General features: G+C 56.3%; 7 protein-coding genes. 6 read left to right on the top strand and 1 reads right to left on the bottom strand.

Annotation, left to right across the window (positions count from 1 at the left end; translation table 11 throughout):
• Positions 1-7: 7 nt before the first annotated feature.
• The 4 genes from NL116_RS22085 to NL116_RS22070 all read left to right on the top strand — a co-directional run bounded on the left by NL116_RS22085 (position 8) and on the right by NL116_RS22070 (position 3,802).
• Positions 8-307, top strand: a complete 300-nt coding sequence (locus tag NL116_RS22085; RefSeq protein ID WP_008151216.1) for a BolA family protein — start codon at positions 8-10, stop codon at positions 305-307.
• Between the two features lie 101 nt (positions 308-408).
• A complete protein-coding gene (gene trhO / locus NL116_RS22080; protein ID WP_494374027.1) occupies positions 409-1,350 on the top strand; it encodes an oxygen-dependent tRNA uridine(34) hydroxylase TrhO in 942 nt (313 codons plus the stop codon).
• A gap of 39 nt (positions 1,351-1,389) precedes the next feature.
• Positions 1,390-1,992 (top strand): DsbA family protein, encoded by a 603-nt coding sequence (locus NL116_RS22075; RefSeq protein ID WP_494378114.1) that lies wholly within the window; start codon positions 1,390-1,392, stop codon positions 1,990-1,992.
• A complete protein-coding gene (locus NL116_RS22070) occupies positions 1,985-3,802 on the top strand; it encodes an ABC transporter ATP-binding protein (RefSeq protein ID WP_494374026.1) in 1,818 nt (605 codons plus the stop codon). The genes NL116_RS22075 and NL116_RS22070 overlap by 8 nt, the downstream gene beginning before the upstream one ends.
• 13 nt (positions 3,803-3,815) lie before the next feature.
• On the opposite strand, the gene NL116_RS22065 is transcribed toward NL116_RS22070, so the two are convergent.
• Positions 3,816-8,507: a hypothetical protein gene (locus NL116_RS22065; RefSeq protein WP_494374025.1), complete on the bottom strand. Its 4,692-nt coding sequence runs from the start codon at positions 8,505-8,507 to the stop codon at positions 3,816-3,818.
• A gap of 178 nt (positions 8,508-8,685) precedes the next feature.
• Between NL116_RS22065 and NL116_RS22060 the strand changes: the two genes are divergently transcribed.
• Together NL116_RS22060 and NL116_RS22055 are read left to right on the top strand one after the other, a co-directional pair.
• Positions 8,686-11,145, top strand: a complete 2,460-nt coding sequence (locus tag NL116_RS22060; protein ID WP_494374024.1) for an EAL domain-containing protein — start codon at positions 8,686-8,688, stop codon at positions 11,143-11,145.
• 78 nt (positions 11,146-11,223) lie between these two features.
• On the top strand, positions 11,224-11,985 hold the full coding sequence (locus tag NL116_RS22055; RefSeq protein WP_494374023.1) for an iron-containing redox enzyme family protein: 762 nt from the start codon (positions 11,224-11,226) through the stop codon (positions 11,983-11,985).
• Positions 11,986-11,998: the final 13 nt, after the last annotated feature.

Raw genomic sequence — 11,998 nt, 5'->3', positions numbered from 1 at the left:
GTCCGGTATGACCATGCAACAACGCATCGAATCAACACTGGGCCTGTTACAGCCGCAGCATCTGCAAGTGCTGGATGAAAGCCACATGCACAGCCGTGGGTTGCAGACCCACTTCAAGGCCGTGGTGGTCAGCCAGCAGTTCGAAGGGCTGAACCGGGTCAAGCGTCATCAAAAAGTCTACGGCACGCTCGGCGAGCTGATGGGCGAGTTTCATGCGTTGGCGCTGCATACCTACACGCCTGAGGAATGGGCACAGATCGACGCGGCTCCGGCCTCGCCGACCTGTGCTGGCGGCAGCAAGCATTAAACCCGCGTTTTTTGCTAGAATCCGCAACGCGCCGCTCACCCGGCGCGTTTTTTTTTGAATCCGGTTCACCCTTTGCGAGGGTAGCCACCTGGAGAAATACCATGACACAACAGATTGTCGTGGCGGCACTGTATAAGTTCGTCACCCTGGAAGATTACGTCGCCCTGCGCGAGCCCCTGTTGCAAGCGATGGTCGACAACGGCATCAAAGGCACGTTGCTGATCGCCGAAGAAGGCATCAACGGCACCGTGTCCGGCAGCCGCGAAGGCATTGACGGGCTGATGGCCTGGCTCAAGAATGACCCACGCATGGACGACATCGATCACAAAGAGTCGTACTGCGACGACCAGCCGTTCTATCGCACCAAGGTCAAGCTCAAGAAAGAAATCGTCACCCTTGGCGTTGAAGGCGTGGACCCGAACAAAAAGGTCGGCACCTATGTTGATCCACAGGACTGGAATGCGCTGATCAGCGATCCGGAAGTGTTGTTGATCGACACCCGTAACGATTACGAAGTCTCGATCGGTACCTTCGAAGGTGCCATCGACCCGAAAACCACCAGTTTTCGTGAATTTCCCGACTACATCAAAGCCAACTTCGACCCGGCCGTGCACAAGAAGGTCGCGATGTTCTGCACCGGCGGCATCCGCTGCGAGAAGGCGTCGAGCTTCATGCTCAGCGAAGGCTTCGATGAGGTCTATCACCTCAAGGGCGGCATCCTGAAGTACCTCGAAGAGGTGCCGCAGGAAGAAACCAAATGGCAAGGCGACTGCTTCGTCTTCGACAACCGCGTGACGGTGCGTCATGACCTCAGCGAAGGCGACTACGATCAATGTCATGCCTGCCGTACGCCAATCAGCGTCGAAGACCGCGCCTCCGAGCACTACATCGCCGGCATCAGTTGCCCGCATTGCTGGGATACGCTGAGCGAGAAGACCCGGCGCAGTGCCATTGATCGGCAGAAGCAGATTGAACTGGCCAAGGCGCGCAACTTGCCGCACCCGATCGGCTACAACTACAAGCAAACCCCTTCCGAGGCTTGAATCATGTCTGCGCGCCGCCTGCTCTATGTGATGGATCCGATGTGTTCCTGGTGCTGGGGTTTTGCGCCAGTGGCCAACGCCTTGGTCGAACAGGCGCACGCGGCAGGCGTAGAGGTGCATCTGATCGTCGGTGGTTTGCGCACCGGCAGTGGCGCGGCGCTGGAGCCGACCACCCGGCGCTATATTCTTGAACATTGGCAGGCGGTCACCGAGGCCACCGGCCAACCGTTCAAGACAGAAGGCGCGTTGCCGGAAGGCTTTGTGTATGACACCGAGCCCGCCTGCCGGGCCTTGGTCACTGCGCGCGCACTGGCGCCGGATTGCGCGTGGAAACTGCTGGGCTTGATCCAGCACGCGTTCTACGCTGAAGGTCGCGACGTCACCCACGCCAGCGTGCTGGTGGAATTGGCCGAGAAGGCCGGTCTGCCTCGCATCGAATTCGCCGCTGCGTTCGATCGTGCCGACATGCATGTTGCCACCGCGGCCGATTTCACCTGGGTCCAGGACCTGGGCATCGCCGGTTTTCCTACCCTGCTGGCTGAGCGCAATGGTCAACTGGCGTTACTGACCAATGGCTATCAGCCCCTGAGTGAATTGTCCCCGTTGCTCGGCCGCTGGCTGGAGCGCGCTGCCTGTGCATGATGGTCCCGATGACGTCACGGCTCCCGCGCGTGTCGATCGGCTAAGCTGGGCCGAAATCCGCCGATTGGCCCTGCACCATAAAAAATCCCTGTGGATCGCCAACGGCGTTGCCGTGCTGGCGACCTTGTGCAGTGTGCCGATTCCGTTGCTGCTGCCGCTGCTGGTGGACGAAGTGTTGCTGGGGCACGGTGACACCGCGCTCAAAGTGATGAACTACGCGTTGCCCGAAGGCTGGCAGAAAGCGGCGGGCTACATTGGCCTGATGTTGCTCATCACCTTGCTGCTGCGCTGCGGCGCCTTGTTGTTCAACGTGATTCAGGCAAAATTGTTCGCGGCGCTGGCCAAGGACATTGTCTATCGCATTCGCACCCGGCTGATCGAGCGACTCAAGCGCATCTCTCTCGGTGAATACGAAAGCCTGGGCAGCGGCACGGTGACCACGCACCTGGTCACCGACCTGGACACGCTGGACAAATTCATCGGCGAAACCCTCAGCCGTTTCCTTGTGGCGATGCTGACACTGGTCGGCACCGCGAGCATTCTGATCTGGATGCACTGGAAGCTGGCGCTGCTGATCATGCTGTTCAATCCGTTGGTGATTTACGCCACGGTGCAGTTGGGCAAGCGGGTCAAACACCTGAAGAAACTCGAGAACGACAGCACCTCGCGCTTCACCCAGGCACTGACCGAGACCCTCGACTCGATTCAGGAAGTGCGTGCTGGCAACCGCCAGGGATTCTTCCTCGGTCGACTTGGCCTGCGGGCCCGGGAAGTGCGCGATTACGCAGTCAACTCGCAATGGAAAACCGATGCCTCGAACCGCGCGAGCGGCTTGTTGTTCCAGTTCGGTATCGATATTTTTCGTGCGGCGGCGATGCTCACAGTGCTTTTCTCCGACCTGTCCATCGGCCAGATGTTGGCGGTGTTCAGCTACCTGTGGTTCATGATCGGCCCGGTGGAGCAATTGCTGAATTTGCAGTACGCCTATTACGCGGCCGGCGGTGCGCTGTCGCGGATCAACGAGCTGCTGGCCCGCGCCGATGAGCCGCAATACCCCGGTGGCGTCGACCCGTTCCAGGGCCGCGAAACGGTGGGCATTGAGGTCCAGGGCCTGAGTTTCGGTTACGGCGATGAATTAGTGTTGAACAAGATGGACCTGTCCATTGCCCCCGGTGAAAAAGTCGCGATTGTCGGCGCCAGTGGTGGCGGCAAAAGTACGCTAGTGCAACTGTTGCTAGGGTTGTACACGCCGTTGGCCGGGACTATCCGCTTCGGTGGCTCGACCCAGCAGGAGATCGGCCTGGAAACCGTGCGCGAAAACGTCGCCGTGGTCCTGCAGCATCCGGCGCTGTTCAACGACACGATCCGCGCCAACCTGACGATGGGCCGTGTACGCAGCGACGATGCCTGCTGGCAGGCACTGGAAATTGCCCAGCTGCACCACACGGTTCGAGAGCTGCCCAATGGCCTGGACAGCATCGTCGGGCGCTCCGGCGTGCGTTTGTCCGGCGGCCAGCGCCAACGTCTGGCGATTGCGCGGATGGTGCTGGCCGAACCCAAAGTGGTGATTCTCGACGAGGCGACCTCGGCGCTGGATGCTGCCACCGAATATAACCTGCATCAGGCACTGGCGCGGTTCCTCAGCCACCGCACCACGCTGATCATTGCGCATCGGTTGTCGGCGGTGAAACAGGCTGATCGGGTGCTGGTGTTCGATGGCGGACAGATTGCCGAGGATGGCGACCATCAGCAGTTGATTGCCGATGGTGGGTTGTACGCCAAACTGTATGGGCATTTGCAGCAGCACTAAGGCCGTACGCAGTTCAGTCCCAGATAACTTTCAGCGCGTCTTTGCCACCGGTGTGAGCAAACTGCTGCATCACCACTGAGCAGGAGTCGCACGGTGCCATGGTCGTCGCGACGGTCACCGGGCTGCGAGTGGCGTCGTTCGGGTACTTTTCTCGTATGACGCTGATCAGTTTGCTTTCGCTATCCAGCGAGGTCGGTCGCAGGGTGAGTTCAGGTGTGTAGGTCGCCATGTTGTCGATGGTGCGAGGGATGGCCTGAAACTGCCCCTCAGCTGTCGTACTGAGTGATGTTCTCGGGAACTGTGTCTTGTGATCCACGTTGATGTAGGTGGTGTTGCCGATTTTCACTTCCTTAGCATGGGGCTGCTTTGCAAAAAGGGGTAGAAAACCGGTGTCACCCCCGCTACCGGAGACACTGACATACACTTCGGTGTTTCCGTCAGGATGGGTGACTTCGGCATAGGCTATGTTTCGTGGTCTGTCCATGCTCTTCTTTTTCTTAACGATGATCTGAAGCTCTTTCATCGTGTTGGAAATCTGCAGGGTGCTTCGCTCATTGAGTTTGTAGAGCGGTTTATCAAACAATGTGTTGAAGATTTGTGCAGTCCTCTCGCGCAATAACTCGGGTGCTTCTTTGCTACGCGTCCAGGTTTTGGTTGTGGCGGGGTATTTGCAAACGATCATGCGGGTTAGATGGTCGAACATGACAGCTTGCCCCGGTGTAGTGCTGACTTTTACTCGCGTCATTGTTGCCGGAGGATTGGCCAGGCCACCCAGTGGTATCGCAATTTCATCCATTGTCCGCACTGCCGCTTTCACTGTGTCCACGCCGTAGATGGCGGCCGTATTGTTTGCTTGCATCGACCCGGTAAACACCGTGAAAAGTTCCTTGTACAAGGGATCGCTCTGCAATGCAGAGTCGGGGATGCGTTGCAATCTATGTGATCCCGTGAGGCTTTGCCCTTTGGCAATTTCAGCGAAGTAGTAGTCGGTCGCATTAAGCTGAGTGAATAGATATTCTTTTTTCGCATCGAGTTTTGACTCAATGATCAGCGTACTGACTTGCCGCATATCATCGTCCAGTCCTTCCTGAACACCTTTGACCCGGATCCGTCCATATATTCCTTTTTGAAACTCGATGGTTCCCTCGATACGTGCCTTGGGAAGCATGCGCTTGGGAAGTCCCAAATCGGATTTTCTGCCGGTGAACAGCTTCAAGGTTTCACCCGACCCTGTATAGAGTTGGCCGTCGAGTGCCAGAACGGGCACAGAACGACCCGGTTTCACCGGAGCAGGGGTGTAAATGCGGTCGCCGAACCACGGGCAGAAATCTTCCACCGGATCAAAGCTTCCAGGCTCGGGTGTCGGTGCTGCCTTGGAATAAACAAAGCTGTTCAGGCAGACCTCATCTACACCTCGGCGAACTCGACAGGGTTTGATGTTCAGGTTTTTGCTGGCATCGAGGGTATCTACGCGACGTAAGGCTCCTTGATCCAGTCTGTAGGGGACTTCATCGATCAGCAGCGTCGTTCGACCGTCCACTTCCGGAATCCGATGTACTCGAGCATTTCCAGGAATATCGAAAATGACGTTATTTTCAAAGTCATTTATAGGAGGGTATTCGGATCTGCCGATCGACACCTCTCCGATATCGGCGGTCAATCGTGGACCGTAGGGCTTGCCCGATAACGGGGCGATCAGATGATAGGGTGACGTACTGCCAGAGCTGGTACGACGAATGGCTATGTCCTCGATACCGCCGACCGAGCCCAACTGGTCACCCTGTGCAAGGGGCTTCCAGCGGCCCGGATCTGTTGCTTGCGGCAAACCCTCGATGAAACTGTACTGGCCGGCTCTGCCGAGTGCGGGCTTCAACCTGTTGTACGATTTTTTGACCGCGAATTTAATGCCTGCATACAAACCTCGGGGCACGCCACCCGCGAGCCGTAGCGCTAACGTTGGAAGACCATAGAAAGGAATGGCGTTTTGTACGGTTGAAACAAGCAGTTTTTCAGTCAGTGCGCCAAATCGCGGAAGGGTAGCGCGTACACCCGAGCGGACAGCGGTGGCGACCAGTTTCATTGATCCCGATACAAACTTTCCTAAGGGAAATACAAACGAAACCACATCCACCATCAGGCCAAAAATGGCCCATTCCTTTTTATTTGGATCGCCTGAAAGCAGGTCGCTGATGCTGCCCCAAAACGGTATGAACCCTTTGGCTGAGTCCAGCCAATGAGGGCGTGCGGCGATACGTTCTATCTCTGTTTCGCCCTTGGCTGCGGCGCGAAGCAGTTTTTCGTCATAGTAAAAAAAGTTTCGGGCAATGAACTCGGCAAGTTCCATGGCGCGGGAAGTCGTAAGGGTGGAGCGCGCAAGCGGCTCGCGTTCGATGCGAAGGGTAGGGGCAGTAAATGTATGACCCAATTGTTCAATGATTGCATCACACCGTGCATTTTTTTTTGGAAAGCTACCGGTTTCATGCGCGGCCCAGTCAATTGGAACGCTTTTTCCACGTCGCACCTTGATGACATCAATGTTTCCGAGCAGCGACCCTTTGATTTGTTGCGCTTGTTGTTTGCCGTCGAGCATGGCTGATGAGAAGTCAGCGCGCCTTCGAATAATTCCGGAACGTGGTAAACATTCGTAATAGGAAACCCTGGATTCATATGAGAGTTGCAGAATAAAACCCATTCGAAGTCGCAAAGGCAGCGTAATTTCCGGCGTCTCGTCTTCCAGTTCCAACTCGCTGGTGGCGCTCCTCAAGGTATAGATCTTTATTTCCCCCAGCTCAATGGCTTGACGATCAATATAGGGAAGGGAAGTAAACTGACTTTTCAGCAGTGTGTGATACGCGTTTTTACTCAGTTCAAGGTAATTGTTGAACCTCGATTCAAATAAATTATTTACGTCGGGCAGGGGCTTTTTAGTCAGTGACGCGGGAAGCCAGGGCGCATCGGTTTTTAGTGTGCGATCTGCGTTAAGGCTGATGCCATAACGGCTTTTATGTATGCCGTCTGTGGATGTAATAAACCAGCTTCTGTTTTTATTCAGGGCGCCCGACATATAAACATCTTTAAAAGTGTAGATTTTGTCTTTTAGTGGGGGCGCTTGTAAAATTCCACCGCCTTCAGTATTCCCGAAGTCTTCGATCAATTTCCGTCCGTCGGAAATGAACGCAAAGGAAGTTCGGTTTTCGCCCCATCCTTTTTTCAGCTCTCCCTCGTGCCCGATGCGTAAGGCGTCCTTGAAATACGTTTGTATTTGCGCCTCGGCAATAGCCGATCGTTCGGGATAGTCGGCATCCAACTGAATGATCGCTTTTCTCAAGGCGTCACTGTGTTCGTCGAGTGCTTCAACAGCGAGCGCCTTTTCCTCCGATGAGTAATCCGCATCAGCTCTCTGAGCAATAACGCCGGCGGCAATGGCCCATTCCAGAGTAGGAGGCAATCTGCATAATGCGATGAGCTCCAGCGCTTGTTGATCAGCTTGCACAGACTGCTGAAGAGGAAAGTCCACCAGTTGCTGGAAGCTCATGCGATTGATCGAGTCGGGCTTCATGGCCTCCGCGAGCGTCACGCCATGGACAAAGTTTACCCACACGATTGAGCTTTTATAGGGCAGGTCCTGCGGTATGTCACGTACCTGAAATTCGGCGGGTAGCCGGGGTAGAAGCAGGCGTGCAAGCAGGATGGCTTCGTTAGGCGTCGTTACATGGCCTGAATCAATCAGATAGGCTTCAAATTCGCTGCGCAGGGTTTGATAGCTCTTGCCCCAGTTCGAAGGCTGTTCGAGTCGAAAGCGTGCAAGTGTGCCATCCGGTTCGTCGTCTGTGAGGCTGTACCAGCGTCGAATGGCCTCGGCGACCAGTCTGGCTTCAATGTTGGGGTCGGTCTCTTCCCCTAGGCGTGCGCCGTACCATGCCAACCTGTCGAGCAGCTGCTTTGCGAGTCCCCGCGCTTTGCTACCGTTGAGTAGCCTGTCGAGATAGACCGCAGGGTTGGCGCGCAACTGTTCGATAGTGGTGTTGGCCAGTGCTTCCTTGCCCAGGCTTTCTATGACAGATGTCTCATCGTCTTCAAGGAGGAGGCTGACTGCGTCAAGTATTGGCCTGTGATCGCTTTGGTGGATGAGGCTGCCGAAACCCATGCCATTTTCAAGACCGAGCAGATGATTGGCCCGCCTTTCCTCCAGCTCCAGGATCAGTGTGCTCAGCGTGTCGGCATTTTGAGGCTGCTCTGGCTGCAGGCCGTAGCACCACAGGATCTGAGGCAGACTGAGCAGTCGGTCGGAGCGTATTTGTCCGCCGATGTTCAGGGCTGCTTTCTCGATCCTTCCCGCGAGGCTGTGCAATGCGATGTGTTCGTTTAACGGCAGAGTGATGCTGTTTGCGCTTGCATCAGCCGTTTCATAGACCGCGCGGCCGTCGCTGAACACGACTGCCAGGAAGTTGACGTGGGGGCTTGCTCCCTTCGAACGCCGCAGATCGAGGTAATCCTGCGACTCGAGCAGTTTTTGCAGGTGGACCTGGCCACTGTCATGCTCTTGGGCAAGCGGAGAATGAGGCTGGAGGGAAAGAAAGATCCCGGGCAGAGCGATGGCGTTGGCCTTGGCATCGCGCAGCGATGTTATCAACGCGTCATATTCAGCCAGTTGCGCTGTATGTTGTTGGTACGGGGTGGTTGTCGGAGAAAGGGTGGTCGACATGAAAAAGAGTCTGCGCCTGAAAGTGGACGCTCAGTTTCGGAGTTTCAAGGGCAGTCAATGCGGTACATATATATTGGCTGTGTCGACGGCATGCTTGCCGGGATCGAGAACGCACCCTAGTCTAGCTATAGCGATCACGTTGGGATGATGATCTGGCAGTGCTAAAACAAGGGACCTCATGAATCAAACCCGGACTCTCGGAACGCCACGGTTGTTGGGCATCGTCTGGCCATTTATTGCCGTCGTGCTATTTCAGGCCTTATTGGGTGGCGTCAGCCTGTACGTTCTGTCGGCGGTTCGCGGCTACGTTGCCGGTGAAAGCCTTTGGTCAAAGGGCCAAAAGGACGCCATCTATTACCTCAACCTCTACGCGGACAATCGCGATGAAGCGATTTTCCGCAAATACCAGAGCGCGATTGCCGTCCCTGAGGGTGGCCACGAATTGCGTGTGGCGCTGGATCTCCAGCCGCCCGATATCGAAGCCGCGCGAGTGGCGATCCTCAAGGGGGGCAATCACCCCGATGACGTTTCCAGCCTGATCTGGCTTTACCTCAATTTCCGTCATTTCACCTACCTCGAAAAAGCCATCGACCGCTGGACAGTGGGCGACGCATACCTGCTGCAACTCAATGAGGTTGCGCAAGAGATGCACCAGCGCGTTACCCGAGGTCAGGTCACCACCGCCGATATCTGGCGCTGGAAGGACCGGATATTCGCCATCAACGATGCCGTGACGCCCGCTGCCAAAGCATTCAGCGATGCATTGGGTGAAGGATCGCGCCTGATTCTCCGGTTGCTGCTGGTGACCAACCTCGCCACGGCGCTGGGCCTGATTGCGCTGGCGTTGCTGCGTACCCACAAGTTGCTCAGGCAACGCCATGAATTCGCCGAGGCGCTGCAACTGGAGAAAGACCGGGCGCAGATCACCCTGCAATCCATTGGCGACGGGGTCATTACCACGGATGTCGAAGGCGCTATCGCCTACATGAACCCCGCCGCCGAGGCGTTGACCCACTGGAAAGCCGAACAGGCGACGGGTTTGCCTTTGGCGGCATTGTTCAACCTGCTGGATGAAAACGCACAAGCGGATGGTTTCACGTTGATCGAACACATACTGAGCGGTCAGCTCAGCGGGGGCAGCGAACATTCAAAACTGATTCAGCGTCTGGATGGCAGCACGGTCTCGGTGACGCTGGTTGGCTCGCCGATTCGCAATGCGGGCAAGGTCAGCGGCACCGTGCTGGTGTTGCATGACATGACGCAGGAGCGCCAATACATTGCCAACCTGTCGTGGCAGGCAACTCATGACGCCTTGACCGGGCTCGCCAACCGCCGTGAATTCGAGTTTCGGCTGGAACAGGCACTGCACAACCTCACGCGGCATTCCGGGCGTCATGCCCTGATGTTTCTCGATCTGGATCAATTCAAACTGGTCAACGACACCTGCGGCCATGCGGCGGGCGACGAGTTGCTGCGGCATATCTGCGCCTTGTTGCAATCGGGCTTGCGCGAAGGCGACACCCTGGCCCGCCTCGGTGGCGACGAGTTTGGCATCTTGCTGGAAAATTGCCCGCCGGACGCGGCCGACAAGATTGCCGAGAGCCTGCGCCAGACCGTGCAGAACCTACACTTTGTCTGGAAAGGCAGGCCCTTCGTGACGACGGTGAGCATCGGGCTGGTTCATCTGACGCAAACGCCAACCTCCCTCGAAGCGTCGCTGCGTGCCGCGGATATGGCGTGTTACATGGCCAAGGAAAAAGGCCGCAATCGGGTTCAGGTCTATCACGCCGATGACTCGGAATTGTCGCTGCGCTTTGGCGAGATGGCCTGGGTCCAGCGTCTGCACATAGCGCTGGAAGAGGATCGCTTCTGCCTATACTCCCAGGAAATCGCACCGTTGGGGCATACCGAGCGTGGGGGTGGGCATATCGAAATCCTGTTGCGCCTGCATGACGAAGCCGGCCGCATGATCCTGCCGGACAGTTTTATTCCGGCGGCAGAGCGTTATGGCTTGATGACTGCACTCGATCGCTGGGTGGTGGAGAACGTCTTCAAGGTCATTGCCCAATGTATATCGGAGGAGCGTAAAGGTCCGTTAGCCATGTGTGCGATTAATCTGTCAGGCACTACTATCGGAGATGAGGCGTTTCTGGACTTCCTGCGTGAACAGTTTGTTAGCTATTCTATTCCGCCTGAAATGATTTGTTTTGAAATCACCGAAACCAGTGCCATTTCAAATTTGGGCAGTGCAATCAGATTTATCAATGAGCTCAAAGGGTTAGGTTGTCATTTTTCGCTAGATGACTTTTGTGCCGGAATGTCCTCGTTCGCTTACTTGAAACATTTGCCTGTAGACTTCTTGAAGATCGACGGGAGTTTCGTAAAGGACATGCTGGACGACCCAATTAACCGCGCCATGGTCGAAGTGATCAACCACATCGGCCATGTCATGGGTAAGCGCACGATTGCCGAGTTTGTAGAGTCGCCCCAGATCGAGCAGGCACTGCTGGAAATCGGGGTCGATTTCGCTCAAGGGTATGTGATTGAACGCCCGCATCTGTTTACCTGTGACAGTTTGCAAAGTCGTCCCGCCCGGCCTCAGCCTTTGTTGTTCAAGGCGCCTGGCACGTTCCGCTGATATCTCTTGCTGATCCGAACAATCACAATCAAAAGGAGCCCGACAGTGATCGACACATTCAACCGAACCGGACCACTCATGGAAGCTGCAAGCTATCCCGCCTGGGCTCAACAGCTCATCAAGGACTGCAGCGAGAGTAAGCGCCGGGTTGTCGAACACGAACTGTATCAGCGCATGCGAGATAACAAGCTCAGCGCAAAAACAATGCGCCAGTACCTTATCGGTGGCTGGCCGGTCGTTGAACAGTTCGCGTTATACATGGCACAAAACCTGACCAAAACCCGCTTTGCCCGCCATCCTGGCGAAGACATGGCCCGTCGCTGGCTGATGCGCAATATTCGCGTGGAGTTGAATCATGCCGATTATTGGGTGCACTGGAGCCGGGCTCACGGCGTCAGCCTTGAAGACCTGCAAGCGCAGCAAGTTGCCCCTGAACTTCACGCGTTGAGCCATTGGTGCTGGCACACCAGTTCGGCCGATTCGCTGATCGTCGCCATCGCCGCGACCAATTACGCCATCGAGGGCGCGACGGGCGAGTGGTCGGCGCTGGTTTGCTCGAGTGGCGTCTATGCCGCGGCGTTCCCGGAAGAAGATCGCAAACGCGCGATGAAGTGGTTGAAGATGCACGCCCAGTACGACGATGCGCACCCGTGGGAGGCGCTGGAAATCATCTGCACCTTGGCGGGCATGAACCCGAGCAAGTCGTTGCAAGTGGAACTGCGTCAGGCGGTCTGCAAGAGCTACGACTACATGCACCTGTTTCTGGAGCGCTGCATGCAGCTGGAGCATTCGGATAAAGCACCGGTGGCACGTGAGCGCATGGCGCTGGCGGAAAGCTGATCCATAGGCAACA

The organism is Pseudomonas sp. FBCC-B1667 (assembly GCF_059133255.1).
This window is presented reverse-complemented; position numbering and strand designations above follow the sequence as displayed.